The 26,980-nt window shown below is 62.4% G+C and carries 28 protein-coding genes; 11 read left to right on the top strand and 17 right to left on the bottom strand.

Annotation, left to right across the window (positions count from 1 at the left end):
* Positions 1-19 precede the first annotated feature (19 nt).
* Positions 20-1,039 (top strand): helix-turn-helix transcriptional regulator, encoded by a 1,020-nt coding sequence (locus SFY93_RS07980; protein WP_320446674.1) that lies wholly within the window; start codon positions 20-22, stop codon positions 1,037-1,039.
* Between the two features lie 4 nt (positions 1,040-1,043).
* On the opposite strand, the gene SFY93_RS07975 is transcribed toward SFY93_RS07980, so the two are convergent.
* The 4 genes from SFY93_RS07975 to SFY93_RS07960 are packed head-to-tail and all read right to left on the bottom strand — an operon-like array spanning position 1,044 to position 4,685.
* Positions 1,044-1,940: an efflux RND transporter periplasmic adaptor subunit gene (locus tag SFY93_RS07975; protein ID WP_320446673.1), complete on the bottom strand. Its 897-nt coding sequence runs from the start codon at positions 1,938-1,940 to the stop codon at positions 1,044-1,046.
* Positions 1,937-2,146 (bottom strand): DUF1656 domain-containing protein, encoded by a 210-nt coding sequence (locus SFY93_RS07970; protein ID WP_068733131.1) that lies wholly within the window; start codon positions 2,144-2,146, stop codon positions 1,937-1,939. Before SFY93_RS07970 ends, SFY93_RS07975 begins: the two co-directional genes overlap by 4 nt.
* Positions 2,143-4,209, bottom strand: coding sequence for an FUSC family protein (locus tag SFY93_RS07965; protein WP_320446672.1), 2,067 nt, complete (start codon positions 4,207-4,209; stop codon positions 2,143-2,145). Before SFY93_RS07965 ends, SFY93_RS07970 begins: the two co-directional genes overlap by 4 nt.
* A complete protein-coding gene (locus SFY93_RS07960; RefSeq protein ID WP_093759592.1) occupies positions 4,206-4,685 on the bottom strand; it encodes a MarR family winged helix-turn-helix transcriptional regulator in 480 nt (159 codons plus the stop codon). The genes SFY93_RS07965 and SFY93_RS07960 overlap by 4 nt, the downstream gene beginning before the upstream one ends.
* 307 nt (positions 4,686-4,992) lie before the next feature.
* Between SFY93_RS07960 and SFY93_RS07955 the strand changes: the two genes are divergently transcribed.
* Positions 4,993-5,748: a P-loop NTPase family protein gene (locus SFY93_RS07955; RefSeq protein ID WP_320446671.1), complete on the top strand. Its 756-nt coding sequence runs from the start codon at positions 4,993-4,995 to the stop codon at positions 5,746-5,748.
* Between the two features lie 48 nt (positions 5,749-5,796).
* On the top strand, positions 5,797-6,465 hold the full coding sequence (locus SFY93_RS07950; RefSeq protein WP_320446670.1) for a P-loop NTPase family protein: 669 nt from the start codon (positions 5,797-5,799) through the stop codon (positions 6,463-6,465).
* Between the two features lie 152 nt (positions 6,466-6,617).
* On the opposite strand, the gene SFY93_RS07945 is transcribed toward SFY93_RS07950, so the two are convergent.
* From SFY93_RS07945 to petA, 9 genes are all read right to left on the bottom strand, one after another.
* Complete coding sequence (locus SFY93_RS07945) at positions 6,618-7,163, bottom strand: adenine phosphoribosyltransferase (protein WP_068733118.1); 546 nt, start codon at positions 7,161-7,163, stop codon at positions 6,618-6,620.
* A gap of 28 nt (positions 7,164-7,191) precedes the next feature.
* The gene (locus SFY93_RS07940) at positions 7,192-9,354 is read right to left on the bottom strand and encodes an anthranilate synthase component I (RefSeq protein WP_320446669.1); all 2,163 of its coding nucleotides are present in this window, start codon (positions 9,352-9,354) and stop codon (positions 7,192-7,194) included.
* Positions 9,355-9,561: 207 nt separating this feature from the next.
* Complete coding sequence (locus SFY93_RS07935; protein ID WP_320446668.1) at positions 9,562-10,041, bottom strand: GNAT family N-acetyltransferase; 480 nt, start codon at positions 10,039-10,041, stop codon at positions 9,562-9,564.
* Positions 10,042-10,120: 79 nt separating this feature from the next.
* Positions 10,121-10,795 (bottom strand): dienelactone hydrolase family protein, encoded by a 675-nt coding sequence (locus SFY93_RS07930; RefSeq protein WP_068733116.1) that lies wholly within the window; start codon positions 10,793-10,795, stop codon positions 10,121-10,123.
* Between the two features lie 49 nt (positions 10,796-10,844).
* Complete coding sequence (locus SFY93_RS07925; RefSeq protein WP_320446667.1) at positions 10,845-12,122, bottom strand: flavin-containing monooxygenase; 1,278 nt, start codon at positions 12,120-12,122, stop codon at positions 10,845-10,847.
* Complete coding sequence (locus SFY93_RS07920; RefSeq protein ID WP_320446666.1) at positions 12,119-13,087, bottom strand: SDR family oxidoreductase; 969 nt, start codon at positions 13,085-13,087, stop codon at positions 12,119-12,121. The genes SFY93_RS07925 and SFY93_RS07920 overlap by 4 nt, the downstream gene beginning before the upstream one ends.
* Entirely contained in the window at positions 13,084-14,022 is a 939-nt protein-coding gene (locus tag SFY93_RS07915; RefSeq protein ID WP_320446665.1) for a bile acid:sodium symporter family protein, read from the bottom strand. Before SFY93_RS07915 ends, SFY93_RS07920 begins: the two co-directional genes overlap by 4 nt.
* Positions 14,023-14,191: 169 nt before the next feature.
* Positions 14,192-16,261, bottom strand: a complete 2,070-nt coding sequence (locus SFY93_RS07910; protein WP_175368692.1) for a cytochrome c1 — start codon at positions 16,259-16,261, stop codon at positions 14,192-14,194.
* A gap of 59 nt (positions 16,262-16,320) precedes the next feature.
* Positions 16,321-16,848, bottom strand: a complete 528-nt coding sequence (petA, locus tag SFY93_RS07905; protein ID WP_068733107.1) for a ubiquinol-cytochrome c reductase iron-sulfur subunit — start codon at positions 16,846-16,848, stop codon at positions 16,321-16,323.
* A gap of 563 nt (positions 16,849-17,411) precedes the next feature.
* Here petA and SFY93_RS07900 point away from each other — a divergent pair.
* The 3 genes from SFY93_RS07900 to SFY93_RS07890 all read left to right on the top strand — a co-directional run bounded on the left by SFY93_RS07900 (position 17,412) and on the right by SFY93_RS07890 (position 21,626).
* Positions 17,412-19,694: a TonB-dependent siderophore receptor gene (locus tag SFY93_RS07900; protein WP_414717085.1), complete on the top strand. Its 2,283-nt coding sequence runs from the start codon at positions 17,412-17,414 to the stop codon at positions 19,692-19,694.
* Between the two features lie 106 nt (positions 19,695-19,800).
* Positions 19,801-21,090, top strand: coding sequence for a siderophore utilization protein FsrB (gene fsrB, locus SFY93_RS07895; RefSeq protein WP_089262527.1), 1,290 nt, complete (start codon positions 19,801-19,803; stop codon positions 21,088-21,090).
* A gap of 86 nt (positions 21,091-21,176) precedes the next feature.
* Positions 21,177-21,626, top strand: coding sequence for a tRNA (cytidine(34)-2'-O)-methyltransferase (locus SFY93_RS07890; protein ID WP_089262529.1), 450 nt, complete (start codon positions 21,177-21,179; stop codon positions 21,624-21,626).
* On the opposite strand, the gene SFY93_RS07885 is transcribed toward SFY93_RS07890, so the two are convergent.
* Positions 21,627-22,169, bottom strand: coding sequence for a hypothetical protein (locus tag SFY93_RS07885; RefSeq protein WP_320446664.1), 543 nt, complete (start codon positions 22,167-22,169; stop codon positions 21,627-21,629).
* A 192-nt stretch (positions 22,170-22,361) separates the two neighbouring features.
* Between SFY93_RS07885 and queE the strand changes: the two genes are divergently transcribed.
* Entirely contained in the window at positions 22,362-22,994 is a 633-nt protein-coding gene (gene queE, locus SFY93_RS07880; RefSeq protein ID WP_320446663.1) for a 7-carboxy-7-deazaguanine synthase, read from the top strand.
* A gap of 31 nt (positions 22,995-23,025) precedes the next feature.
* A complete protein-coding gene (locus SFY93_RS07875) occupies positions 23,026-23,391 on the top strand; it encodes a 6-pyruvoyl trahydropterin synthase family protein (protein WP_320446662.1) in 366 nt (121 codons plus the stop codon).
* Positions 23,392-23,467: 76 nt separating this feature from the next.
* Here SFY93_RS07875 and SFY93_RS07870 read toward each other — a convergent pair whose 3' ends face one another.
* Both SFY93_RS07870 and SFY93_RS07865 read right to left on the bottom strand, forming a co-directional pair.
* The gene (locus SFY93_RS07870; RefSeq protein ID WP_320446661.1) at positions 23,468-23,917 is read right to left on the bottom strand and encodes a PaaI family thioesterase; all 450 of its coding nucleotides are present in this window, start codon (positions 23,915-23,917) and stop codon (positions 23,468-23,470) included.
* Positions 23,918-24,015: 98 nt separating this feature from the next.
* A complete protein-coding gene (locus SFY93_RS07865; protein WP_320446660.1) occupies positions 24,016-24,495 on the bottom strand; it encodes a MarR family winged helix-turn-helix transcriptional regulator in 480 nt (159 codons plus the stop codon).
* A 29-nt stretch (positions 24,496-24,524) separates the two neighbouring features.
* Here SFY93_RS07865 and SFY93_RS07860 point away from each other — a divergent pair, with 29 nt between their 5' ends.
* The 3 genes from SFY93_RS07860 (at position 24,525) to SFY93_RS07850 (ending at position 26,061) form a co-directional block, all read left to right on the top strand.
* Positions 24,525-24,899 (top strand): nuclear transport factor 2 family protein, encoded by a 375-nt coding sequence (locus tag SFY93_RS07860; RefSeq protein ID WP_320446659.1) that lies wholly within the window; start codon positions 24,525-24,527, stop codon positions 24,897-24,899.
* 105 nt (positions 24,900-25,004) lie between these two features.
* The gene (locus SFY93_RS07855) at positions 25,005-25,727 is read left to right on the top strand and encodes an aspartate/glutamate racemase family protein (RefSeq protein WP_320446658.1); all 723 of its coding nucleotides are present in this window, start codon (positions 25,005-25,007) and stop codon (positions 25,725-25,727) included.
* Positions 25,728-25,809: 82 nt separating this feature from the next.
* Positions 25,810-26,061: a YodC family protein gene (locus SFY93_RS07850; RefSeq protein ID WP_120288359.1), complete on the top strand. Its 252-nt coding sequence runs from the start codon at positions 25,810-25,812 to the stop codon at positions 26,059-26,061.
* Positions 26,062-26,108: 47 nt separating this feature from the next.
* Here SFY93_RS07850 and SFY93_RS07845 read toward each other — a convergent pair whose 3' ends face one another.
* Positions 26,109-26,972: a serine hydrolase domain-containing protein gene (locus tag SFY93_RS07845; protein ID WP_320446657.1), complete on the bottom strand. Its 864-nt coding sequence runs from the start codon at positions 26,970-26,972 to the stop codon at positions 26,109-26,111.
* Positions 26,973-26,980 lie beyond the last annotated feature (8 nt).

The raw sequence follows: 26,980 nt of genomic DNA, 5'->3' as shown, positions 1-26,980 counted from the left end.
GCGGTTTGGATTCGATGCTGTGGCAAACGCGCATCAGTCGCGGTCTCCATCCTGCGTCGATGCCGCTCCCGATTGCCCGCTCGTCCCGCTCTGGCTGGTTGCCGACGATATCGATGACACCCTGCGCAAACCGCTTGAAAGCCGCCTGCCGTGGAAGACCGTGCAGCGCAATTCGCTGGGATCGTTTCGCGCCGCGCCGTTCCAGTCGAAGGCGATCCTGCGGATGCAGCCGCATCTCGGACTGATGTCGTGTTTCGATCCCGCACCACTTTGGACCATGCCCGACAACGACCCGTCGCAGGATATCCTGGTACTGCGACCATCCGACGGCGTGGTGATCGTCCAGCAGGATGGCCAGCGCCAGACATGCATGCCACGCGAGGCGATCATTCTCGATCCCAGCCGCGCCACCACCTTCATCATGAATGATGTGAGCCGTGTCGATTGCCTGCTACTCCCCAGCAATGGCCATACCGGATTACGCCACATCGCCCATGACAATGGCGGGCTGATCGCGCTCGGCCATTACGCCGCTGCCGTAATGCGCGGTCTGTTGCCGATGAATTCCGCTGCGCTGACGGGTCTTGCCATCGATTATATGAACGGCCTCGTCGCCACCATGATCGATGAAGCCGATGCGCCGGCGCGGCGTGGCGCATGGCGCCAGGATCGGCCGACTATCAGCCTGTTGTCGCTCAAGGCCGATATCGAGGCCAGCCTCAGCCAGCCGACGCTGTCACTGGAGCGGCTCGCGACCACCCATGGCGTCACCGCGCGTTATTTCCAGAAATTGTTCGAGGCCGAAGGCCGGACGTTTTCGGACTACCTGCTGGAGCGCCGTCTGGAACGCGCCTTCCACATGCTGCGCGACGGCAACCGCGGGGATCGCGCCGTCAGCACCATCGCCTTCGAGGTCGGCTTCGGCGATCTGTCTTATTTCAACCGCACCTTCAAGAAGCGTTTTGGCGCGACACCTCGCGAGATACGTGCGCGATTTGAGACGATGCTGCTGGATACGATGCCGGATACGGACGCCTGAAGCGTCAGTTCACCTTCGCAACCGTCGTCCCGTTGCCCGGCAAAATCTCCACCGTCGCCGTGCGGCCCGCGACCAGCGTCGTACCTGCCGGAACAGCGTCGAGCGCGATGCGCACCGGCACGCGCTGGGCGAGACGGACCCAACTGAAGGTCGGCGTCACATTGGCCAGCAGGTTGCTGCCTTCCGCACGGTCACGATCCTCGATGCCGGCGGCAACGCTTTCGACATGGCCGGTGAGCTTGGCGGCGTCGCCCATCAAGTGAATGTGGACAGGATCGCCGACGTGGATCCGCGACAGCTTGGTCTCCTCGAAATAGCCGTCGACATGCAGGCTCGACGTATCGACCAATGCCATCACGCCCTTGCCTGCCGTGACATAGGTCCCCGGGCGCAGGTCCATGTTGGAGATCACACCCGAGACCGGTGCATGGACCTCGCTGCGGTCGAGATTGAGCTGCGCCACGGCCCGATCGGCAATGGCCTGATCCAGCGACGCCTTGGCCAGCAGCTGCGTTGCAAGCACCTGCTCCTGCTTCTGCTGCGAGACGGCGGCCGTCGTCAATTCCTTATAGCGCTTCAGATCGAGATCGGCCTGCTCAAGGCTGGCCGTACGGCCGGCGACGACGGCTTCGGCCTGCTGCAGCGCCAGCGCGAAACGCGCGCGGTCAATCCGCATGATGACATCGCCGCGGGCCACTTTCTGATTGTCCTTCACCAGAATCTCGGTAACGAATCCCGAGACATCCGGCGCCACGGTCACCACATCGGCGCGCACGCGGCCGTCGCGGGTCCATGGCGCATCCATGTAATAGACCCAGAGATAACGCCCGACGGCGAGCGCGGCGACGACGGCCAGCGCGGTGACGGCGAAACGACGAACAAAACTCACAGCGTTTTTCACGACAGCAATCCGGAGGATAAATAGACCACGCCACCGAGCAGGCAGACATACAGAGCAAGATCGAACAGCGCGCGGTGCCAGACATAGCGATAGAGGCCGGAGCGTTCGATCAACGGGCGCAGCAACGCGCCGATGGCATAAGTGATGACCAGCCACAGCATCAGCGATGGCAACAGCACGCCGAACAGATCGATTTCATATCTCATGCGGCCACACTCCCGGCGAGAAGGCCCGGTTCGGGCAGATAGGCCGGTGCCGTCGGAAACAGACCGCGGCGAATGCCGACGAGGCCGATCAATGCATCCGCGCGCCCTGCCCCGCGTTCGCCCATGGCTTCCGACAGCGCGTGATCGACTTTCGCCAGCAGCGGCTCCGGCATCGCGCCGCCTTTGTAGTTGCGGAAGCTCACGGCCAGTTCATCCAGCATCGTGTCCATCGCATTGAGCGTCGGCGACGACAGATGATGACGCGCCCGGCGCAGATCAACGATATTCAACCCGACGCGCAATTCGCGCAGGTTGTCGACAGCACGCAGCGGTGAATCCTTCAGCGCCGTCAGCCGTGGCGCCAGAAGGCCGATGCGGTTCAGCATCAACCCGGCAAAGGCGGCGCGATCACGGTTGCCGCGCTGTTCGGCAGCCTGCGCGATGGCGATCCAGCCGCGCCGCATCAGCCGCTTCACACTCCATTCGGAGCCGACCGAGCGGATCAACTGGATCGAGATGGCCGACAGTTCAGTACCGACGAAGAAAGCCACGCTGGAATTGGCGAAACTTGCGAAGTCGGCATTGTAGGTCGTCTGCAACGCCATCAGCGTCGCGGTATTCGCCGCCAGCAGCATGCCGATGAAGAAGGTGGCGGGGCGTGCGATGAGATAGCCAAACAGCAGGAATGGCGGCGCCAGCACGGCGACCAGCACTTCGACATCGGTGATGGCCGGCAGGATCGCGAACAGATAGAGCGCGATGATCACCATCGCGGCCAGCGTCCATTTGGCAAAGCCGCGCAACCCCACCGCGGGATCGTCCATGCTGGCGAAGAACGAGCAGCCGACAGCAGCCATGGTCGGTGCTGTCGCGCCATCGGTCCAGCCGGTGGCGATCCAGAACGCGCAGCAGACGAGGATGGCAATGAACACGCCTGCTGCGGACCATAGCGCCATGCCGTGATCGACATGCCGCACCGGGGCCACACCGGCTTCAGCCTGAAAGGCGAGTTTCGCGCCCGGCGGACGGCCGCCTTCGGCAATCGCCTGATTGAGCACCCGGCAATCCGCCGAAATATCGACGAGCTCGCGCATCCGCATCAGCAGACTCGCGATCATGATCTCGTTCCACGACGACGACGCGTTCAGCTTCGGCTGCTGTGCAGCGATCATGCTGCGCAACTTGTCCGCCGGTTCGCGCGCAATGCCGTTGTCGACAATCCAGGTGGAGACGTCATCGACTAGTGCCATCAGTTGCGGATAGGTTGTCCGTGCATCCTCGCCCAGCGCGTCGATGCGATCGCCGATGGATGACAGCAGCGGCAGGAATGTCAGCATGCGCGTGCGCAGGGCGCGCATCCAGCGTGAGGTCTCGCGTCCGCCGAGCCGATCATAGGCAAGATGATCGGCGAGCGTATCGATATCGACGGCATCGGCGGCGAGCTTGAGGCGCAGGTCGCGGGTCGCCGGATCGGCGCTACGGCCGGCCAGCACGTCCTGCGTCAGCTTGCGCGCGCCGGCAAGCCAGCTATCGACCCGCGCTGCAACCGCCGGACCGACGCTGCGCGGCAGCAGGATCGTGGAGACCAGTGTGGCACACAGGATGCCGACAATGATCTCCTCGCTTCGCGCAACCGCCGTATCGAAGATGGCTGCGGGGTCGTTGACCGAGGGAAAGCTGATCAGCGCGCAGGTATAGCCTGCCAGCATGAACATGTAGCCGCGGGGGGTCCTGTCCAGCAGTGACACATAGAGACAGAGACCGACCCACAGCGCGATGGCGAGGCTGAGCAGTTCTGGGGAATTAACGAGGTTCGGGACCAGTACCACGCTGGCCGAAGCCCCAACCAGTGTGCCGATGACGCGAAACAACGCTTTCGAACGCGTCGCGCCGGCCAGCGGCTGCGAGGCGATATAGACCGTGGCCAGCGCCCAGTAGGGCCGCGGCAGATCCATCGCAAAACCGATCAGCAGCGCCATCATGCCGGCGATGAAGGTTTTCACGGAGAAGATGATGTCGGCGTGACGGACAAGAAACAGCTGTTGGGCAGCAGCGGAAGTCATGGCAACGCGTCCGCCTCCTCGGCGGCCTCATACAGGCGATTGGCCGATTGCTCGATCCGTCCGAGCACATCGAAGGCAATGGCGAGTTCATCCGGCGCGATGCCCTTCATCAGGTCACCGCGCAGCCGGCGCATGACGCGCCTGATCTCTTCGGCCTTGGCTTCGCCCAGCGGCGTCAGATGCAGCACCTTGGCGCGGCGGTCGGTCGGGTCCTCGCGGCGCTCGACGAGCCCTTCGGCAGCCAGCAGATCGATCAGCCGGACCACCGACGGGCCCTCAAGCCCCATTTCGTCGGCGAGCACGCCCTGACGCACGTTCTCGCGTCCGGCGCGGGACAGGATCAGCAGCGGATGTGCCGTGGCTTCGGACAGGCCATGCGCCGACAGGGTCTGGTCAGCCTTGCGGCGCCAGACCCGTGCCAGTCGCGCAACCAGCAGGCCCAGTTCGGCCTGGATATGCGCTTGGGAGTGGGGCATGGAAATTAGATAGGACCCTATCGATTAGGCTACAATCTATTTTGTGCGTCGCATCAATCACGGTGTGGTGAGCGCCGCCGGGGACCCCGGCACCTGCAAGCCCGGTCGGGTAGCCGTAATGCGGGAAACAACGCCAGCAGCCAAATATTGAGAATTTCCCAATGATTTCCGTGGGCCATATCTTTCAGCGATTGAAATCCCCCTTGTTTCTGCCATGTTCGCGCCCAAAGCAGGCATCGGGTAGTGTTCTCCGGCGCGCGAATCTCCATCGCGCGGATGCTCCAGTTGAAAGCGGCAAAGGAATTCCATGGCGAAGCCAGCAGTGATTGTCGTCGGCGCGGACAAGGGTGGGGTCGGCAAGACCACGGTTTCGCGGACGGTTCTGGATTATTTCAGCGCCAACAACGTCCCGACGCGCGCTTTCGACACCGAGTCGCCGCGCGGCACGCTGAAGCGGTTCCATTCGGACATCACCGAAATCGTCGACATGACGACCACATCCGACCAGATGAAGATCTTCGATACGCTCAACAGCGCGTCGCCTTCGGTGACCGTGATCGACGTCCGCGCAGGCCTGCTGTCCCGGGCGCTGGCCGATCTGCGTGACATTGGCTTCCTCGATGCCGCCAAGTCCGGCCAGATCACCTTTGCCGTTTTCCATATACTCGGCCCGTCGATCGCCTCCCTGGACGAGATCGCCGAGACCGCCGGCTTCATGGACGGTGCGAAGTATTTCCTGGTGAAGAACTTCATCAACAACACCAGCTTCTTCGAATGGGACCAGGCGACCTACAACTCCTATTTCCACCGCATCAAGGGCGCCACCGAGATCACCATCCCGAAGCTGAACGAAATGGCCTATGAGCAGGTCGAAGTGTCCAGCGTGCCGTTCCTGAAATTCGTCGCCAACAAGGGACCGCATGACGAGACCGCGAATTATTCGTTCGTGCTGCGCGGCTATGTCCGGCACTGGCTGGCCAATGTCTGGAGCGAATTCGACCGCATCAAGCTGACCGACATCGTCCACGACAAGCCCGGCGCCCGCAGCCCCGGCGAGAAGTAAGTCCATTTAACGATTGGAGCGGCGTCGGATTCGCCTGATATTGCGCCGATGCGACGCACGCCCGTTTATATCATCTGCTCGACGCGACCGATGGTCGGCAAGACTCTCGTCGCGCGCTTGTTGTGCGAATTCCTGAAGCTGCAGCGCGGCGACGTCACCGCTTTCGATATCAGCCTCAAGGAACCTTCGCTGCTCGATTTCCTGCCGAAGCTGACCGAGACGGCCGACGTCAATGACACGTTCGGCAAGATGTCGCTGATGGACCGGCTCATCATCAATGACGACGTCGCCAAGGTGATCGACCTCGGCTATTTCGCCTTCGACGAATTCTTCAAAATGACCGGCGAGATCGGTTTCGCCAAGGAAGCCGCACGCCGTGGCGTGGCGCCCATCGTGTTCTTCATGGGCGACAGCGACCGCGCCTCATTGCGCGGCTACGAGATGTTGCAGCAGCAGTTCACCCGCAATTCGCTCTATGTGATCGACAACGAACACGTGCTGCGCGGCGAAATCCCGGCGGCGCTGGCGCAGGGCCGCTTGCTGCGCATCGCGGCGCTGCCGGTGTTCCTCAAGACCTATATCGACCGGCTGAATTTCTCCTTCACCGGCTATCTGCGCTCGGAGCAGGATTCATCCACCGAGCTGCATCAGTGGATCAGGAAGAATTATTTCAGCTTTCGAGAGATCGAGCTGGGACTGCTGCTGCAAGGGTCGTGAGGCAAGCAGCGTCCGTAGGATGGGTAGAGCGCAGCGAAACCCATCAACCCGGCGTTTGACGCTGATGGGTTTCGCGAAGACGCTCTACCCATCCTACATTCTCGTTGCCCTCTCCACTTGTCGCCCCCACCTCTGCGAGGGCAACACTGGAGTTAATGCCCGTCGAACGTCATCAACGTGCGCACCGGCACATTCATCGCCCGCAGCTTGGCCGCGCCGCCGAGATCCGGCAGGTCGATGATGAAGCAGGCGGCCATCACCTCGGCGCCGATCTGCCGCATCAGCTTGACGGCGCCTTCGGCCGTGCCGCCGGTGGCGATCAGATCATCTACCAGGATCACGCGCTCACCGGGCTTGATGGCGTCGGCATGCACTTCCATCTCGTCGATGCCGTATTCGAGAGAGTAAGCGATGCGCACGGTGGTGTGCGGGAGCTTGCCCTTCTTGCGGATTGGCACGAAACCGGCCGACAACTGATGCGCCACGGCGCCGCCGATGATGAAGCCGCGCGCTTCCATGCCGGCGACCTTGTCGATCTTCAGCCCCGCCCAGGGCTGCACCAGCTCATCCACCGCGCGGCGGAACGAGCGCGCATCACCCAGCAGTGTGGTGATGTCGCGAAACAGGATACCCGGCTTCGGATAATCCACAATGGTGCGGACGGAGGCTTTGAGATCGTGCGCGAGTTCGGGTGTCATCAGGGTCTTTCGGTTCTTCAGATGGACATCAGTTAGGGCGTTGCCCCAACCGAAATGCGTTTTCGACAATGCGTAAGCCGACCTCGCCGCCAAGCGACATCAGCGATTCCGGATGAAATTGCACGCCACCGACCGGCAGCGTCTTGTGTTCGATGGCCATGGCAACACCGTCCTCGGTGGAGGCCGTCACGGTGAGCACATCGGGCATGCTATCCTGCTCGACGAATAGCGAGTGATAGCGGCCGATGACGATTTCATTGGGCAGACCGTTCATCAACTTTCCGCCCCGCACCTGTACGCGCGACGGCCGTCCATGCGCCGGCTGCGCAAGCTGGCCCAGCACGCCGCCGAAATATTCGCCGATTGCCTGCACGCCCAGGCAGACGCCGAATACCGGCAGTTTCTTGTCCAGCGCGGTATCGAGTGTCTTGCCTATGCCAAAATCGGCGGGACGTCCCGGCCCCGGCGACAGCACCAGCAGATCGAAACTCTCGCGGTTCAGGACTGTCTGTGCATGGACATGACGAACCACGCTGACGGTCGCGCCGACCTGACGGAAGTAATCCGCCAGCATATGCACGAAACTGTCATCATGATCGATCAGCAGTACCTTCTTGCCCGAACCGGTTGCATCCGGCGCAAAGGCCGACAGCCGCTTCGGCGGATCGCCGCGCAGCGCCTGGAACAGGGCTGCAGCCTTGGTCTGGCATTCCTTCTCTTCGGCGACGGGATCCGAATCGAACAGCAGCGTCGCGCCGACGCGCACTTCGGCGAGGCCGTCCTTCATGCGAATCGTACGGATGGTGATGCCGGTATTGATGCCGCCATCGAATGACACGGCGCCGATGGCGCCGGCATACCAACGTCGCGACGAGCGCTCATTGTCCTCGACGAACTGCATCGCCCAGAGTTTCGGCGCACCAGTCACGGTCACCGCCCAGGCATGGGTCAGGAACGCATCGAGCGCATCAAAGCCCGGCCGCAGCATGCCTTCCACATGATCGACGGTGTGGAACAGTTTTGAGTAGGTCTCGATCTGCCGGCGCGCGAGCACCTTGATCGTGCCGGGCACGCAAACGCGCGCCTTGTCGTTACGATCGACGTCGGTACACATGTTGAGTTCGAATTCGTCTTTCTCCGAATTCAGGAGCTGCCGGATCTGCTCGGCATCGCCAATGGCATCGACGCCGCGCGCGATGGTGCCGGAAATTGGACAGGTCTCGACCCGGCGGCCATCGGAGCGCACGAACATCTCTGGCGATGCGGCGACGAGGAATTCACCGTCGCCAAGATTCATCAGCGCGCCATAGGGTGACGGATTGATCACGCAGAGGCGTTGGAAAACCTCCGCCGGCGAACGTTCGCAGGGCTCGGCGAATAACTGACCGGGCACCGCCTCGAACAGATCGCCGCGTGCAAACGCTGCGCGGGCATTCTCCACCGTGCGCTGATATTCGCCGGGCGCATGATCGGCAAAGCCTCGGCGCGGCGCCTTGTTGTAGCCGCTGTCGGGCGTATCGCGCGGCAGGCCCTCGGTGGAGCGATCCTTCCAGGTGAAGTCATAGGACATCACCACGCCGCGTCCGGTAGCGCGGTCATAGGCCAGCAGCGTGTCGGGCAGATACAGCACGATATCGCGCTGATCGGCCTCGCGCGTGCGCTTCTGCTTCAGGTCTTCCATCTGGAACACGAGGTCATAGGCGAAGGCGCCATAGAGCCCGAGCATGGAATCGTCTGAGGAGAACAATTGCGCGACCATGTCGCGCACCAGCGACATCACGCTGGCGCGGCGGGTGCGCTGGTCTTCCTCGACCGGCGCCTCGCCGCGAATGATGTGGCCCTTGAGCTTCGACATCGTCCGCCCGTCGAGCGCGATACAGGGGTCCTGCAGCGTATCGGCGAGGAAGGCGATCAGCACCTGGCCACGCTTGTTCAGCGCCGTGAGCGTGAAGTCCGTCCCGGTGGTTTCCAGCAGCAGCGGCGGATCGGCGAAACCGAGATCGAAGCTCTCATAGCGGCCGGGCACCGTGGTGCCCGACGACAACACCACACCGCGGCGCTGGTCGAGCCGGACGATCAGATCGTCCAGCGCGGTGCCGCCGGTGAAATAATCGACATGGCGCGCCACGGAGAGACCCGCGCGGGTCTTGTAAGCGCTGTCAGCGGGGAGCGAAAACACAGTCCTGTTCATGGTGTCCTCTTAGGAAACATGCCGGAGGGGGCGCCACACAGAACAAACAAGCAAAGGCCGTCGCACTGCGATGGCGGCCTTCGACGATTGAAAATAAGCAAATCGCACCGACCACCTCTTCAGGAGGTGCGCCACCAACGACGGCTGTTGCGGACAGGGGTGCTCATGGCCGGCAAATCACCATGGCCGGCCCGGAAGGTCAAGGGACTAAACGACCCCCGGACGCTCCCGGACGAATACCGTCAGTTTGAGCGCCCCGACGCCGTCCTCGATCGGGGTCCAGCCGATGCTCTCGTACCAGGCCCGACGGGGCGGGGCAGCGCAAAGATAGACCCGGGCATGCCCCCGGGAGAAGGCCTCCAGGCAGGCCCGCTCGATCAGCGCCGGGGCGATGCCCTGTTTGCGGGCATCGGGCTCGGTCCAGACTGCCGCCACCCAGGGCGTATATTGCGGGCGCTCGTCGAGATCGGACACCAGCAGCGACGCCGTTCCGAGAAAGTCTGGCCCACGATGGGCCACCAGCGCGATCGGCAGGTCGGTCCCCTGCATGTTCTCGCGCAGTCGCTCGACGATATAGGCCTCGGGCACGCCATGACGCTTCCACCACGCCTGCCAGATCCGATCGGCGACGATGTCGAAGAAGTCGGCCTGCTGGCGCAAATCGGAAATGGTATAGTCGGATGTCATTGGCATCCGACTACATGCTCACCGATCACGCATCAAGCCGGCGAGCGGACGCGCCGAGGGCGCGGCCGTCGCCAATCGTTTATCCCAGATGTTTCTTGAAGAACGCCGTCGCGCGGCCCCAGGCGAGTTCGGCGGCTTCACGGTCATGTACGCTGACGCGCTGTTCGTTGACGAAAGCGTGGTCGGCATCATAGCGGAAGAATTCGGCGGACTTGCCGGCGGCCTTGAGGCCCTTCTCGAAATTGTCGACGACTTCCGGCGTGCACCAGTCATCGCGATTGGCGAAGTGGCCCTGCAGCGGCACCTGCACGTCGGCGGGCTTCGCGGCCTGCTCCGGCGGGATGCCATAGAACGCCACGGCGGCCTTCAATTCGGGGATCTTGCACGAACCGATGATGGTCACCGCTCCGCCGAGGCAGAAGCCGGTAAGGCCGACCTTGGCGCCGTTGCGCGACAGGTATTGCGCCGCGCCGCGCACGGTCTGCGTCGTGGCGTCCATGAAATCCAGCGAGTTCATTTCTTTGCCGGCAGCGTCCGTGTCGTGATAGGGCACGACCACGCCATTGTAGAGATCAGGCGCCAGCGCATCGAAGCCGGCCAGCGCAAGGCGATCGGCCAGGCCCTTGATCTGCTCTTGAAGACCCCACCATTCCTGGATGACGACGACGCCGGGCGCATTGCCGGCCTGGGCATTGGCGAGATAGCCCTTGGCTTCCTTGCCGTCGGGGCGCTTGAAGCTGATCGATGTTCCCATGATGTCCTCCGCTGGAATGGTTCGGGGCAACTTATAGACCCCTCACGTGTCAACTCAACCGGGCCAGCGCGCGCTGCAGGTCTCGCTTGTAGGTCAGAAAATCGACAAACAGTCCGTGTTCGCCGCCGTCCCGCCGTGGCGGTTGCGCGAACCACTGTGTGATCTCCTGCCGCAGCGTTGCCGCCGCATCCGGCCGGGCACTGCGCGCTGTGAGATAGGCTGCGATCACGCGGGCCTGCAATGCACGCCCTTCCCAGCCAACGCCCGCGCCTTCCAGCAGCCCGGCCACATACAGGCCGTTATCCTCGGACGGGAACATGTTCATGAACAGCCGCGGCGCGCCGATTGCCTCCTGCCAATCGAGTGCACGGAGATCGCCGAGGAACGGAAACGTGATCCGGTAGCCGGTCGCAAGCAGCACCAGATCGACCTCGTCGCAGCGGCCATCGGCAAACACGACCAACTTGCCGTTGAATTCGCGGACCGGCTTGCGCAAGCCGACATCGCCCTGCCCGAGATGCTGCAGCACCAACGAATTGACGATCGGTGTGCGGTCATAAAGCCGATGCTGCGGCTTGGGCAGACCGAAACGCTCCGGCGGGCCGACGATGAAGCGCAGGATCGGCTCGTGCAGCCTTGAGCGCAGGTTCTTCGAAATGATGAAGCGCTTCGGCTTGTGATTGCCTTCATCCGCCGGCTTGCCGGCGAGAAACTTCGGCACGAAATGATTGCCGCCGCGCACGCTCCACAACACCTTCTCGGCGCGATGGACCGCATCGACGACAATGTCGCAGCCGGTATTGCCCATGCCCACCACGAGCACGCGCTGGCCGGCGAAAATATCGGCGGTCTTGTAGTCCTTGGCGTGCATTAGTGGGCCATCAAAGGTGCCTGACGTTTTAGGGATCAGGGGATCGCTGAGATGCCCATTGGCGATGACGACGCCGGCATAGTCTGCCGACGTGCCGTCGCTGAAAGCAGCGTGCCATCCACTTCCCTGCCGCGTCAGGCTGCGCAGGCCGGTGTTGAAGCGGATCAGCGGATAGAGATCGAAATGCCGGGCATAGCTCTGCAGATAATCCAACACTTGGCGATGGCCCGGATAGGCCGGCCAGTCCTCCGGCATCGGGAAATCCGCAAAGGCCGTGGTGCGCTTCGACGAGATCAGATGCGTCGAGGCATAGACCGCACTCGGCGCCGCGCCATACAGCCACTGCCCGCCGACATCGGCGTTCTGCTCGACCGCTTCCACAGCATGGCCAGCGGCCTTCAGGCTCTGGATTGCGGCAAGACCTGCGGGACCGGCGCCGATGACGAGGAAAGTCATGACATCGGCTCCGGGCGCTCGTCGCGATAGCGTTCGAACACGGCGCGCGCATCAAGCTTGGGCGAATAACCGAATTCGGATTTGAGCCGGGTGTTGTCGAGCACCGGACGATACTGGATGAATTTGACATTCTGCGGCGTCAGTTTGGTCAGCCCGAGCGCATGGAGCAACCACAGCGCGCCCTTCATCACCGCGGGCGGAATCGGAACGAACGGCTTGCCGTTCAGCCGAGCGATCTCGCGCAGGCTGAGCGTACCATCGCCGGCGAGATTATAGATGCCGCCCTTGCCGGTGCGCATGGCCTGCGCCAGCGCCGCGACCACATCGGAATCGGCGATCAACGAGAACGGCGTTGTGGTGCCACTCAGACCAGTCACGACAGCGCGCTCGAACAAGGCGGTGATCTGATTATTGGTGGTCGGCCCCAGCACGGTGCAGGGACGGAATACGGTCTGCCGCAACTGCGGATGATCGCTACGCCTGCGCGCCAGCATCTCCTCGACCTCGCGCTTGTTGCGCGCATAAGGGAAATCCTCGTTGCCGCGCAGGGGATCTGTCTCGCGCAGCGGCACGGGATTGTCGGCGTGATAGCCATAGGCCGCGCCACTTGAGGTCACGATGAGGTGGCCGACACCTGCCGCGAGACAGGCTTCCAGCACATTGCGCGTGCCCAGCACGTCGATCTCGTAGTCACGCTGCGGATCGCCGCCGACGGCGACGACCGAGGCGAGATGCACCACAGCACGTGGCTTCACGCGGGCGATGATCTCTTTCAAGCCGGGATCGCGAATGTCGCCGTGCTCATAGGCAACGCCGTCGAGGCGCTCTTGCAACGGTACCTCGCGCAGATCGAGCGCTGTCACCGGCCCGTCGCCGCCGGCCGCGAATGCGCGCAGCAAAGCACTACCAATGAAGCCTGCCGCGCCGGTGATCAGCACGCCGCTATTCGCCATCGCGTCGCTCATGCCGCACCTTCAATGCGTGCCGGATGCGGATCGCGCCGTTTCCACCAGGCCGCCAGCGCCCAGCCGGAGACGAGGTGCCAGACTCCCCAGCCAGCGGCGACCAGCGCAGCCCCGCCAAGGCCGTCGAATTGCGTGAGGATCAGCGCCAGCCCCAGGCCGGAATTATGCATGCTGACTTCAATGGTGAGCGCGCGGGTGTCGTAGTCGCTGAGCCCAAGGATCTTCGCGACGCCCCAGCCGAGTGCGACTGCGATCGCGTTATGCAGCACGACGAATGGCAGCACCGAGGTCGAGAACACCGAGATGTAGCGCCAGTTGGTGATCGTCGCGGCCAAAATAAATCCGATCAGGAACACGAAAGACAGGATCTGCAGCGGCCGGCGCAGACGGTCGGCCAGCCCCGGCAGATGACGCACCGTGAGCAGACCGGCAACCATCGGCACGCCGAGCAGCAGCACGGTCGATCCGATAAACGAGACGGGATCGACGCTCACCTGGCGCAGCAGTGCGGCGGTTTGCGGATTGAGCCCAGCCCAGAACAGGATGTTTAACGGCGTCGTGACGGACGCAAGCAGGCTGGAGATGCCGGTCATAGACACCGACAGCGCAGTGTTGCCGCGCGCCATATGAGTGATGAGGTTGGAGATGTTGCCACCAGGACAGGCCGCCACCACCATCATGCCAAGCGCGATAGAAGGCTGCGGCTTTAACACCATGGTGATCGCCCATGTGACCGCCGGCAGGAGGATCAGTTGCGCGGCGAGCCCCGCGAGCCCCGCGAGCGGCGCCGCCGGACGTCGGAACACATCGACGAAATCGGCGACGCGAAGATCGAGCGCGACGCCATACATGATCAGCGCCAACACGATGCCGAGCGCCATCTGGCCACCCGGACTGATGTTCAGCAGAATATCGTCGATCGCCGCGCCCGCCATCCATCCCCCCGATGAGCGTGGATATCCGTGATGCTCACCGAGCCCGCGTCTCCCGCCTTTGCGCGAAGCTTAGTCAACGGCTCCCCGAGAATCCATGGTCCGGGCGCGCACAGGCTGAAAACGAAAAAGGGCCCCATCGGGGGCCCTTTTGAAAGAATGTTTGCGACGCTCAGTGAGCGTTCGCCCAGACCTTCTTCTTCGTGAAATACATCAGGAACGCGAAGATGATCAGGAACACCATCACCTGCAAGCCGATACGCTTGCGGGCTTCGAGATGCGGTTCTGCGGTCCACATCAGGAAGGTCGAAACGTCCTTGGCGTAGTTCTCAACCTTCTGCGGGGTGCCGTCATCATAGGTCACCTGATCGTCGGAGATCGGCTTCGGCATTTTGATAGCGTGGCCGGGGAAGTACTTGTTGTAATACGCGCCCGGCGGCAGCGCGAAATCCTTCGGCGCCGGATCGACATAGCCCTGCAGCAGCGCGTCGATATAGTTCGGGCCCTTCTCCTGGAACTGGGTGAAGAAGTCGAACACGAATTGCGGGAAGCCGCGGTCGTAGTTGCGGGCCTTGGCCATCAGCGACAGATCCGGCGGATAGGCACCGCCATTGGCTGCGCGCGCCGCGTTCTCGTTCGGGAACGGCTTGGGGAATGGATCCGCGAGACGACCGGGACGTTCGAACATATCGCCGGCGTCGTTCGGACCGTCCTGCACCTTGATCTCGGATGCCACTGCCAGCGCCTGAGCCGCAGAGAAGCCCGGGCCGCCCACGTCCGCGAGGTTGCGGAAGTGGATCAGGCTCATCGAGTGACAGGTCGAGCAGACTTCCTTGTAGACCTTGTAACCGCGCTGCAGGGCACCGCGGTCAAACTTGCCGAACGGGCCGGCAAACGACCAGCTCAGAGACGGCGGCGTCGGGCCGCCATGCTCGTCGGCAGCTTTGGCACTCTGCGTACCGCCGGCCATCAGACCACCGGCGAGAACCAGCGCGACGATCGCGGATGCGACCTTCTTGCCGTATTTGGCCAGCACATCGTCAGCGATCGAGTTCGGCACTGCGCGCGGCGTTTCGATACGGCTGAGGATCGGCAGCACGATCAGGAAGTAGGCGAAGTAGCAGAACGTCAACACGCGGCCGGCGATGATGTAGATGCCTTCCGCGGGCTTGCCGCCGAGCCAACCGAGCAGGACCGCCACCACGACGAACATCCAGAAGAACTGCTTGGCCAGCGGACGATACTTCGACGACTTGGTCTTGGCGGTATCGAGCCACGGCAGGAAGGCCAGCACGATGATCGCCGAGAACATCGCGATGACGCCGCCGAGCTTGCTCGGGATCGAACGCAGGATGGCGTAGAACGGCAGGTAGTACCATTCCGGCACGATATGCGCGGGCGTCACGCCCGGATTGGCCGGGATGTAGTTATCGGGATCGCCGAGATAGTTCGGGATGTAGAACACGAACCAGGCGTAGAAGATCATGAAGCAGACCATGCCGAAACCATCCTTGATGGTCGCGTAGGGCGTGAACGGCACGGTGTCCTTCTCGGTCTTCGGCTCGACGCCGGCCGGATTGTTCTGACCGGCGACATGCAGCGCCCAGACGTGCAGCACGACGACGCCGGCGATCACGAAGGGCAGCAGGTAATGCAGCGAGAAGAAGCGGTTCAGCGTCGGATTGCCGACCGAATAGCCGCCCCACAGCAACGTCACGATGCTCTCGCCCACATAGGGAATCGCGGAGAACAGGTTGGTGATGACGGTGGCGCCCCAGAAGCTCATCTGGCCCCACGGCAGCACGTAGCCCATGAAACCGGTCGCCATCATCAGAAGGTAGATGATCACGCCGAGGATCCAGAGGATTTCGCGAGGTGCCTTGTACGACCCGTAATACAGGCCACGCAGCATATGGATGTAGACGGCGATGAAGAACATCGATGCGCCGTTGGAGTGCAGATAACGCAACAGCCAGCCGTAATTCACATCGCGGACAATGCTCTCGACCGAATTGAAGGCCATGTCCACATGCGGCGTGTAATGCATCGCCAGGATCACACCGGTGACGATCTGTACGCCGAGCATGAACGAGAGGATGCCGCCGAACGTCCACCAGTAATTCAGGTTACGCGGTGTCGGATAGGCAACGAAGGAGGAATGGACGAGGCCGATAATTGGCAGACGCTTTTCAATCCACTGCAAAGCGGGATTGGTCGGCTGGTAGGTCGATGGTCCGCTCATGATGCGATCCTGAGAAGAGAAAAACACTATCGGCGCGAGATCGGATGGGATCCGACAGCTCAGCCGATCTTGATCTTGGTGTCAGAGACGAAGGCGTAAGGCGGGATCGGCAGGTTGAGCGGCGCCGGACCCTGACGGATGCGGCCCGAAGTGTCGTAGACCGAGCCGTGGCAGGGGCAGAAAAAGCCGTCGTAAGCGCCTTCGTGAGCAATCGGGATGCAGCCCAGATGGGTGCAGATGCCGATGACGACCAACCACTGGTCGTGGCCTTCCTTGACGCGGGCCTGATCGGTCTGCGGATCGGGCAGGCTCGACACCGGAACGGCGCGCGCCTCTTCGACCTGCTTCTTGGTCCGGTTCATGATGTAGATCGGCTTGCCGCGCCAGAACACCTTGATGTCCTGCCCCTCGGCGATGGGGGCCAGATCGACCTCGATCGGCGCACCCGCCGCGATGGTCGAAGCATCTGGATTCATTTGAGAAATCAGCGGCCAGACGGCGGCTGCGGCGCCCACTGCAGCCACTGCCCCAGTGGCCACGAACAAGAAATCACGGCGCGTGTGTTCCGCCGAAGACGTTGTCGTCACGATCCCAACCCTTTCTTATCTGCAGCCGGCTTAGACACTCTCGGTCACGCCTTTGCGTTGACCTGAAGCAAAAAACCGACGCCCGCGATTCTCCCCACGGCGGCAGAGGCCCACTAGTCCTTGCCTAACAGGCAGAACACGCAGTCCAGAATCGTTCTATTGGCACCCTTGGTGCGGCAGTGCAAGCCTACGATCGGCGAAGCAAGATGCGATGCACCACAGAATCAACGCCTTTCCGCGCGGCGGATAATTCGGCACGTCGTGACTATCGGAAACGGCCATCAGGCTTTTGGCGGGACAAGGGATCGCGATTCGCAGTCGATCGCGCTCCGCCGATTTTCCGGACACCTCTCGCGCGCCACGATTCGCGCGACGGTCAGGCAAAAACAGCAACAATTCATGATCGTGAATAATTCTGCGTCGTTTCAGCAACAAATCGCGCTCAAGTAGCGCGTTTGAAGACGTTCTAAATCCCTAATTCTGTTCTCATTCTTCGCCTGCGCTAAAGCGAAAGCATCCAAATTTTACCGGTAGAGCCGGCCTAACTTGGGCATCGCAGCGTCATGACAACATCCCACTTCATCGAATCGGCAACTCGGCTGCACACGCTTCGGGCTCTATGTCTTTGCGCCGTCGGCGGTCTCGCTTTGTCGATTCCGACAGCTACTGCCGACGCTCAGTCTGCCCTGCCGCCAGTGACGGTGGATGCGCCGCAGCAGCGTACGCGTCCGGCGACGGCCAAGCCGACCCAGCGCGCATCGACCAGCCGCGCCGCCCGCGCCAATCGCACGGCCCGTGCGCCGCAGGCGGCACCGGTGGCACCAGCCAATCCCAACGCCGGTGAGCGCGCCGGCGGCCCCGTGATCGGTTTCGTCGCCAATCGCAGCGACTCCGCCACCAAGACCGACACCCCGATCCTGGAAACTCCGCAATCGATCTCGGTGATCACCTCCGACCAGATCAAGACCCAGGACGCACAGACCCTCACCCAGGCGCTGCGCTACACCGCGGGCGCCAATGGCGACGTCAATGGCGGTTCCGACACCCGCAATGGCGGCATTCAGATCCGCGGCTTCGACATGACGCAGCAGGGGCTGTACCTCGATGGCCTGCGGCTGCCCAGCACGCCCTATATCCATTTCGACAGCCTCGATCCCTTCGGCGCGTCTCGTCTCGAAGTGCTGAAAGGGCCGTCCTCGGTGATGTATGGTGGCAGCGGGCCGGGCGGCATTCTCAACTATGTCAGCAAGCTGCCGACCGCCCGGCAGTTCGGCGAAATCTCGGTGTCAGGCGGCAGTTTCGACCGCTATCAGGGCGAGTTCGATTTTGGCGGTCCCGCCAACAAGGAAGGCACGGTGCTCTATCGCCTGACCGGCCTGGTCCGTGACGGCGGCACGCAGGTCGATGACGCCAGGGACAGCCGCGTCTTCATCGCGCCGGCCGTCACCTTCAAGCCGAACGAAGACACCACACTCACAGTGCTGGCGAATTATCAGAAGGAGAAGAACGGCTGGGGTCTGCAGTTCCTGCCGGCATCCGGCACGATCTATCCGAATGCGGGCCGTATCATCCCTATCAACCGCAACACCGGCGAACCCGGCTTCAACAGATACGACAACGAGATCGCTTCGGTTGGCTACCTGTTCGCGCATAACATCAACGACAACCTGACCTTCCGGCAGAACCTGCGCTACTCGTGGATGCACAACGAATCCGATAGCATCAATGCCGGCGGGTACCTCGACGAAGCCGCCGGACTGCTCTACCGCTACGGCGGATCATCGGCCTCTACGATCAACTCCATCGCCGTCGACAACCAGCTGGAGGGCCACTTCACCACCGGCATCCTGAGCCACACCACGCTGTTCGGCATCGACTATCGAAACACGACATCGACCGACGTCAACACGAGCTACAGCGCCGATCCCCTCAACGTCTTCAACCCCGTCTACACCAACAGCTGGACCAAGGGCGCGCTCTACGAAGACTATCGTGTGAAGCAATCGCAGGTCGGCATCTATGCCCAGGACCAGATCAAGCTCGGTCGTCTTTCGGTCCAGCTCGGTGGCCGGCAGGATTTTGCCAAGACGACCTACGACAACTACATGGACGGTTCATCGACCTCCACCGACGCCTCGGCCTTCACCGGTCGTGCGGGCGTGATCTACAATTTCGACAACGGCGTGGCGCCCTATTACAGCTATTCGGAATCTTTCCTGCCGGTGCTGAACATCGCCAATGGCAGCCTGCTGGCGCCGGAAACAGCGCATCAGCATGAGGTCGGCATCAAGTATCAGCCGGTCGGCGTCAATGCGATGATCACGCTCGCCGCCTTCGACCTGACCCGGCAAAATGTCGTTCGCTTCCTGCCTGTTGCGCCGTTCACGGCGATTCAAACGGGCGAGGTCAATTCGCGCGGCATCGAAGTGGAGGCCACCGCCACCCTCGCCGCCGGCTTCAACGTCCGCGCCGCCTATTCCTACATCGACATCGAAGTCACCAAGGATCCGGTGAATGTTGGCAAGGCTCTGACCACCGTGCCGATGAATCGCTTGGGCATCTGGAGCGACTACACGATGCAAGGCGGCCTGTTCGAGGGCGTCCAGGTCGGCGGCGGCATTCGCTACATCGGCGATAGCTGGGCCGACGATGCCAACACAAGCAAAGTGCCGGGAGCCACCGTGGTCGACGCGCTACTGGCCTATAATCAGAAGAACTACCGGCTCGCGCTCAACGTCACCAACATTGCGGACACCCGCTATGTTTCATCCTGCTACAGCCCCGTCTATGGTTGCTTCTACGGTGACTCGCGCAAAGTCGTCGCCAAGCTGACCTATCGCTGGTGAACATTAGAATCACCCTAAAACGCGACAATACGCCACCGCCGGTCTCTCGACCGGCAGTGGCGACACTTGGTAGTAAACGCGACGACAACAACACGGGCGGAACGCCATGAGATCGATCTTCGGGCGCCTGCATCGCTGGGCTGGACTCCTCACCGCCGCCTTCCTGTTCTTCTCGGGCGTCACCGGCGCGGTTATCTCGTGGGATCACGAGCTTGACGATCTTCTCAACAGCAAGCTGAAGGATGTCACCACCGCAGGCCCCGCCAAACCGTCGATCGAACTCGCGGGCTTGATCGAGCAGCGCGATCCGCGCGCGCGCGTGATCCACATGTATATGACGCCGGAAAAGAATGAGTCGCTCTCGTTCTTTGTTCTGCCGCGGATCGATCCCACGACAAGCAAGCGTTACACACTCGATTACAATCAGATCTTCCTCGATCCCAACACCGGCGAGGAACTCGGCCGCCGCTATTGGGGCGCCGTCTGGCCCGTGACCCGCGAGAACTTCGTCTCGTTTCTCTACAAGCTGCACTACACGATGCACATCCCGGAATTCTGGGGCAGCGACCGCTGGGGCATGCGCATCCTCGGCGTCATCGCCATCATCTGGACCATCGATTGCTTCATCGGATTCTATCTGACACTGCCATCGCGCAAACGCGTCAAGGCGGGAGCCGCTCCCGCCGTCGCGCGCGAACTCGGCAAGGGGTTCTGGGCGCGCTGGAAGCCGGCCTGGATGATCAAGACCTCGGGCAGCGCCTACCGGATCAATTTCGACATCCACCGCGCCTTCAGCCTGTGGACCTGGGCCCTGCTCTTCATCATCGCGTTCACGGCGTTCTCGCTGAACCTCTATTTCGAGGTCTTTTCGCCGCTGATGAAGAAGTTCTCGGACTACACGCCGACGCCTTACGAGCAGCGTGAGTATCGTCACCTCGATAACCCGATCGAACCCAAGATGACCTGGGCCCAGATTCTCGAGCGCGCCACCGCCGACGGCAAGGCGCGCGGCTGGACCACACCGATCGGCTCGCTGTTCTACGGTCCGGCACACGGCGTGTATCAGGTGTTCTTCTTCGAGCCTGGCGACGATCACGGCGCCGCAGGCGTCGGCCCGCCGTCGCTTTTTTACGACAGCGAAGACGGCCGTCCGCTCGGCGCCAAGCTGCCCTGGGTCGGCACCGCCGCCGACATCTTTGTGCAGATGCAGTTCCCGATGCATTCGGGACGAATCCTGGGCCTGCCCGGCCGCATCCTGATTTCGGCGATGGGCCTGGTCGTGGCGGCGCTCTCGGTGACCGGCGTGGTGATCTGGTGGCGCAAGCGCCGCGCACGCGTGAAGGTACGCGAGACAACGGAAGCACGTTCGAATACGCGACTCGCGCCGGCTGAGTAGAGCCGCCGGCCTTGTCCGACTGCATGTCAGGCGCTATCGCCTGACATGGGCCGCGTCGATCAAGATGCGGCCGGAGAAAGTCCGCCGTGCGCATCGCCCTCTACCAGCCTGACATTCCGCAGAACACCGGCACCATACTGCGGCTCTGTGCCTGTCTCGATGTCGAAGCGCATATTATCGAACCGGCGGGCTTTCCGACCTCCGACCGCCATTTCCGCCGCGCCGGCATGGACTATCTCGATCAGGTCTCCATCGTCCGGCACGATTCCTGGCGGCATTTCGAGGACTGGCGGCGCGAGGCGAAGTATCGGCTCGCCTTGTTCACGACCAAGGGCGCGGAGCCCTATCTCGATCATCGCTATTCTGACGATGAGATTCTGCTGTTCGGCCGCGAGAGCGCGGGTGTGCCGGAGGATGTCGCGGCTGCTGCAGACAGCCGCGTTGTTATTCCCATGCGTGAGAGCCTGCGGTCGATCAATCTGGCGATGACGGTGGCCATGGCATTGGGAGAGGCCCTGCGGCAGGTGCGCGGCTGACTACCGCCCGCTCGGGACACGCGTAGCGATGTAGTCCTTGCCCTTGGCCGTAAACGTCTCGCGAATGATGAAGCCATCCGCCGGCGACATCGGGCCGATCGGCACTGGCCCCGTGGGCATGATCAGCGTGGCATTCCCGCCGACGAAGATCAGCAGGTGGCGACGTTCTGCCAGCAGCTTCTCCGACCAGGCGATCAGGCCGGAATGGATCGGCTCCTTCTGCCAGGCGAAAGGCGAGCCGGGATCGACCTGGCCATAGATGAAGCCCGTGGTCGGATAGACCGAAAACACGATCTTCGAATGTTCCGGCTTCCAGGATTCCGGCATCTCGTTGTCCTGGATCCAGACGCAATCGAAGGCGCGGCATTGCTGTGGTCGGGTGTCATAGATCTTGCAACCCTGCGCGATCGCGCAGTACTTGCACCACTTGCCCGCCGGCTTGGCGAGGTCGTCGATGCGATAGACCTTGCAGCACATGGTGCAGGTCCCGCACGTACGTGTGGCGGCGGCAGAACTGCCGGATGTGACGAGCGACGGCTGCATGGTATCCAGGTGCGACAATTTGACGTGATGTCATCGACCTTTGGCGGCCCGCGCCGGACATCGCAATTGACATGTCGGTGATCGGCCGGGACATCCACCGGCTAGCCGTGCTAAGAGCCGCGGCTTACCCCATATGGAACCGAGATGTGGCCCGAGCCGGATCGGGCATGCCGGTTTTAGAGAGCTAAGACAGTGCGTTACGCGGTCAAAGAGATTTTCCTGACATTGCAGGGCGAAGGCGCCCATGCCGGCCGCGCGTCCGTCTTCTGCCGGTTCTCGGGCTGCAACCTCTGGACCGGCCGGGAGCAGGACCGCGCGGAGGCCACCTGCCAGTTCTGCGACACCGACTTCGTCGGCATGGACGGCACTATGGGCGGTCGTTACCCCAACGCCGACAAACTCGCCGACACCATCGCCGCGCAATGGGTTGGACCGTCCGGCAATCGCTATGTGGTGTTGACCGGCGGCGAGCCGCTGCTGCAGGTGGACGCCGAACTGATCGACGCGCTGCATGATCGTGGCTTCGAGATCGGTGTCGAGACCAACGGCACCGTGGCGCCGCCCGCAGGTATCGACTGGATCTGCGTCAGCCCGAAAGCCGGCGCGGAGCTCGTGGTGCACAGCGGACACGAATTGAAGCTGGTCTATCCGCAGGCGCAGGCGATGCCGGAGAAATTCGAAGGCCTCACCTTCGAGCGTTTCTCATTGCAGCCGATGGACGGGCCGGACGCCATCAGTAATACCGCGCACGCGGTGGACTACTGCCTGCGCCATCCGCAATGGCGACTGAGCGTGCAGACACACAAGACACTTGGGATCCGCTAAGGACCTGGACTTCTAAGGACGACGACTTCCGATGTGGGAATTGACCAAATCGTTTCGCTTCGAGGCAGCGCATGCGCTGTCCCACACTACGCTCGGCGAAGTGAGCCAGGAAATCCATGGCCACTCCTTCCGCGCCGAAGTCACCATCCGCGGCGTACCGGCCCCCGTGACCGGCATGGTGATGGATCTCGGCTTGCTCGACCGCAGCCTCGATGAGCTGCGCAAGACGCTCGACCACAAGTTTCTCAACAAGATCGAAGCGATCGGCATTCCGACGCTGGAAAATCTCTCGCGCTTCATCTGGGACCGCGTCGCCGATAAGGCTCCGGTCGTCCGCGTCGGCGTGTTTCGCGACAGCTGCAACGAGAGCTGCGTGTATTTCGGGCCGAAGGGCTAGAGTCTCTATTGGAGATCTCTCGACAAACGAATTCGTTTGTCGGCGAAAGCCGGTATCCCCTTTTCGGGATCACGCTCTAGTCTTTTCCCGTGATCATGCAGGTGGCGGTGGCATGGGCGCAAAGCCTGCCATCCTTGTCGGTCAGTGTACCCTCCGTCGCGGCCATCCTGCGTCCCATGTGAATAATACGGCCTTCGGCGCGGATCGGCCCTGATGCAGCCGTCATGGCACGAATATAGGTGACCTTGAGATCGAGCGTCGCGTAACCGGTTCCTGCTGGCAGCGAGGTCTGCACCGCCAGCGCGATGGCGCCATCTAACATCGTGGCTGCGTAACCCCCATGGACCGTTCCGAGCGGATTGTAGTGATCCTCGTTCGGCGAGCCGACCAGCACAACCTTGCCCTGCTCCGCGGACTCGCCCCTGATGCCGAGTGTGCGGCCGATGCCGCGCGCAAATCCGCCTGCGGCGAAGGCCTGCTGCACAAGCTTCAGGCCGCTGCTCGCGTCATCAATCTCAGTTGTCATGTTTGCCTCCGCCATCCCGTGAACATCCTTGTTATGGGACCGGGATGGCAGAGCTTGCCTATCAAGTCAACATTATTGACCTAAAGACTTGAACTTGGCTAGTCGCGCGCCGCCTCCGCCATCACCGCCGACCATGCCGCCTGGCTGCCCGCCCCCGCCTTCTTAAAGGCGCGGGCCATGATCTTGCGCTCATGACCGGATGCGATGCGCTCGACCGCGCGGCCGGCCGGCGTCAGTTCAAGAATCTTGAAACGATGCCGCGCCGGATCGCGCTTGACGGCCACATAGCCCTCATCGAACAACTGCTTCATAGGCCGATGCAGCGCCTGTTTCGAAATCTGCAGGATCGTCAGCAAATCCGACATCGTGATGCCGTCGCCGCGCAGCACGGCATAGAGAATGCGATGGTGGACCCGCGACAGGCCGACCGTTGCCAGATATTCGTCAGCCGCGCGCGTCATCCCGCGCCATCCGAAATACATCAGCGCCAGCGCATCATCGAGCGGATCGAGTTTTTTCAGGTCAATAACATTGACTTGAGAAACGGCGATGCTAGGTTTTCTGGGAGATGGGCTCATCGAAGGCTCACGACAGGGAGACGGGACTCATGTTGACGCGGCAGGACGCAATGGCATTCGCGCAGCAATGGGCTGCAAATTGGAATCGGCTCGCGATCGATACGATCGTTAATCATTTTGCTCCCGAAGGTGAGATGCGCAGCCCGCTGGCAACGAAACTGGCGGGATCATCCACCATAAAGGGACGCGACGCCATTCGCACCTACTGGCACGCCGCCTATGGCGGGCTATCCGAGCCACATCTCACCTTGGAGAGCGCCGCCTGGGACGGCGCGTTACAGCGCCTGACGGTCTGGTGGAGCGCGCCGCTGCCCAGTGGACCGACCCGGGCGTGCGAGATGATGGATTTCGATGCCGATCACCAGATCGTCCGCAGCGAAGCCTATTATGGCGCCGACAGCTAGGACGGCGTGGGCGGCACGTCTCATGCGCCCGCGTGCGTTTCGATGATCGCCGTGCATTTCTCGCACTGACGCCTATAGTGGACGGACTCATCGAGAGCCGATCCCGTGCGCATCCTGCTGATCAATCCCAACACCACCGAGAGCGTCACCACGCTGGTGAAACAGCACGTCGAAGCCGTCGCCGGCAAGGACGCCGACTTCGTGCCGGTGACGGGCCGGTTCGGCGCGCGCTATATTTCGACGCGCGCCTCGGCGGCCATCGCAGGCCATGCGGCGCTCGACGCCTATGCTTCTCATGGCGCCGGCTGCGATGCGGTCTACCTCGCCTGTTTCGGCGACCCCGGCCTACTGGCGCTGCGCGAAATTGCAGACGTTCCCGTGGTCGGCATGGCCGAAGCGTCCTGCATCGAGGCGTCCAGACGCGGGCGTTTCGCCATCGTCACCGGCGGCGCGCTGTGGGGGCCGATGCTCCGGGAGTTCGTCGGAAGTATCGGCTTGGCCGACAAGCTCGCCAAGGTGCGCACCATCGCACCGACCGGCGGCGATATCGCTCGGAATCCCGATGCAGCACTGGCCGCGCTCGCCAGCGCCTGCACGGCCTGTGCCACGGACGATGGGGCCGAGGTCGTGATCCTTGGCGGCGCTGCGCTCGCCGGCCTTGCGTCTCGCATCCAAGCTGACGTGCCGGTACCCGTCTTGTGTTCCGTCGAAACCGGCACGCGTGCCGTGATCGCCGCAGCAGCGAAAGGTCTCGACAGCAGCCCGCCGCCTGCGCTGGAGAGCGTCGGCCTCGGCGCGGAACTCGCAAAACTGCTTCACCAAAAATAGCTGACAGAAACATCCCCGTGTTCGGCCTGTCATGACGCGGAGCTAGACTCAGTGCGCGTCAAACACATTTCGGGAGCCGACCATGGAATTGAAATCAGGCGATGTCGTCATGCTGAAGTCGGGCGGTTGCCCGCTGACCGTGGCCGACGTTGACGGCGACAACATCGAATGCATCTGGCTGGGCGAGGAAGGCGATCTGTTCCGCGAGACCCTTCCGCGTGCCGTGCTCGAACTCGCCCTCGTCATCCCGCATGACGACGAAGACGAGAGCGAAGAGGACGAGACTGAAGAACACGACGACGAAGAAGAAGAGCACAAGAGCAAGGTGGCCTGATCAGGCCGTCCGCCGCCGGGCGCAAATGTCCGGCGGCGGCTTGTTGCTCATCTTTGCAGACCGAGTTTGAACGCGTCCGCCTCGATATTGCCTGCAGCACCGTCGGTCGCGAAGACCGCAACGGTTGCTTGCGCATGTTCGGGACAATGATAGACGGCGATGCCACTGCCCGGACCTCCGCCGGTATGCCCGACGACGCGTAAATTACTGGTTGTCGTTCCAGCCATAACGCCAAGGCCGTAAGCCGCGTGTTGCCACGGACGTCCTGTACCGGGATCACCCACTGCGATTCCGTGGCACATCTCGTCGCGCAGCCCCACAGGCAGCAAGTCCGTCGTCATCAAGCGGTGCAACAGCATTGCGGCATCGCGCAATGTCCCGACCGCCAGCCCGTGATAGACCCAGCGCGGATCGTAAGACTGCGCATTGCCCATCCGGACATCGGCGAGATCGCTGCGTTGATCGGCGATGCGCGGCCCGACCACACCGAGCGATTCGAACAATCGCCGTTGCATCAGCGCATCGAGGGTCAACCCGCTCACTTGTTCGAGATGCTGCCTGACCAGCAAATAGCCGACATTCGAATAGGCAAAATGGCCCGGCTCAATTTCGGCATGCAGAGCAGAAACTGAATGCAGCAGCCGGTCCACCGGCCACGCGTCTTCATTGGCAGCGACAGCCGCATGGTAGGCGGGAAGTGAACCGTAATCCGCCAGACCGGCGCGATGCTGCAACGACTGGCGGAGCGCAAAGGACTCGCCCGGCAACGCATCATCCAGAGCCAACTGTCCATCACGCACCATGGTCAGTGCCGCGGCGGCAATCAGCGTCTTGGTGAAACTCCACCACGGCACAACGACGTCGGCATCATCGCTGATATCGGCAGAACCGGGGCGAATGACGTGCTTCATGGTACCGT

It is taken from the genome of Tardiphaga sp. 42S5, assembly GCF_034044155.1.
In the GTDB taxonomy this organism is placed as follows: domain Bacteria; phylum Pseudomonadota; class Alphaproteobacteria; order Rhizobiales; family Xanthobacteraceae; genus Tardiphaga; species Tardiphaga robiniae.
This window is presented reverse-complemented; position numbering and strand designations above follow the sequence as displayed.

Excerpts from the sequence above, each read along its gene's own strand:
- SFY93_RS07915 (WP_320446665.1), bottom strand. The coding sequence starts at position 14,022 with ATGGCGGGCGCGGCGATCGACGATATTCTGCTGAACATCAGTCCGGGT.
- SFY93_RS07850 (WP_120288359.1), top strand. The coding sequence starts at position 25,810 with ATGGAATTGAAATCAGGCGATGTCGTCATGCTGAAGTCGGGCGGTTGC.
- SFY93_RS07925 (WP_320446667.1), bottom strand. The coding sequence starts at position 12,122 with ATGACTTTCCTCGTCATCGGCGCCGGTCCCGCAGGTCTTGCCGCAATC.
- SFY93_RS07945 (WP_068733118.1), bottom strand. The coding sequence starts at position 7,163 with ATGACACCCGAACTCGCGCACGATCTCAAAGCCTCCGTCCGCACCATT.
- SFY93_RS07875 (WP_320446662.1), top strand. The coding sequence starts at position 23,026 with ATGTGGGAATTGACCAAATCGTTTCGCTTCGAGGCAGCGCATGCGCTG.
- SFY93_RS07885 (WP_320446664.1), bottom strand. The coding sequence starts at position 22,169 with ATGCAGCCGTCGCTCGTCACATCCGGCAGTTCTGCCGCCGCCACACGT.
- SFY93_RS07860 (WP_320446659.1), top strand. The coding sequence starts at position 24,525 with ATGTTGACGCGGCAGGACGCAATGGCATTCGCGCAGCAATGGGCTGCA.
- SFY93_RS07960 (WP_093759592.1), bottom strand. The coding sequence starts at position 4,685 with ATGCCCCACTCCCAAGCGCATATCCAGGCCGAACTGGGCCTGCTGGTT.
- SFY93_RS07940 (WP_320446669.1), bottom strand. The coding sequence starts at position 9,354 with ATGAACAGGACTGTGTTTTCGCTCCCCGCTGACAGCGCTTACAAGACC.
- SFY93_RS07920 (WP_320446666.1), bottom strand. The coding sequence starts at position 13,087 with ATGAGCGACGCGATGGCGAATAGCGGCGTGCTGATCACCGGCGCGGCA.
- SFY93_RS07910 (WP_175368692.1), bottom strand. The coding sequence starts at position 16,261 with ATGAGCGGACCATCGACCTACCAGCCGACCAATCCCGCTTTGCAGTGG.
- SFY93_RS07970 (WP_068733131.1), bottom strand. The coding sequence starts at position 2,146 with ATGAGATATGAAATCGATCTGTTCGGCGTGCTGTTGCCATCGCTGATG.
- fsrB (WP_089262527.1), top strand. The coding sequence starts at position 19,801 with ATGAGATCGATCTTCGGGCGCCTGCATCGCTGGGCTGGACTCCTCACC.
- SFY93_RS07845 (WP_320446657.1), bottom strand. The coding sequence starts at position 26,972 with ATGAAGCACGTCATTCGCCCCGGTTCTGCCGATATCAGCGATGATGCC.
- SFY93_RS07930 (WP_068733116.1), bottom strand. The coding sequence starts at position 10,795 with ATGGGAACATCGATCAGCTTCAAGCGCCCCGACGGCAAGGAAGCCAAG.
- SFY93_RS07955 (WP_320446671.1), top strand. The coding sequence starts at position 4,993 with ATGGCGAAGCCAGCAGTGATTGTCGTCGGCGCGGACAAGGGTGGGGTC.
- SFY93_RS07965 (WP_320446672.1), bottom strand. The coding sequence starts at position 4,209 with ATGACTTCCGCTGCTGCCCAACAGCTGTTTCTTGTCCGTCACGCCGAC.
- SFY93_RS07865 (WP_320446660.1), bottom strand. The coding sequence starts at position 24,495 with ATGAGCCCATCTCCCAGAAAACCTAGCATCGCCGTTTCTCAAGTCAAT.
- SFY93_RS07935 (WP_320446668.1), bottom strand. The coding sequence starts at position 10,041 with ATGACATCCGACTATACCATTTCCGATTTGCGCCAGCAGGCCGACTTC.
- SFY93_RS07900 (WP_414717085.1), top strand. The coding sequence starts at position 17,412 with ATGACAACATCCCACTTCATCGAATCGGCAACTCGGCTGCACACGCTT.
- SFY93_RS07950 (WP_320446670.1), top strand. The coding sequence starts at position 5,797 with ATGCGACGCACGCCCGTTTATATCATCTGCTCGACGCGACCGATGGTC.
- SFY93_RS07870 (WP_320446661.1), bottom strand. The coding sequence starts at position 23,917 with ATGACAACTGAGATTGATGACGCGAGCAGCGGCCTGAAGCTTGTGCAG.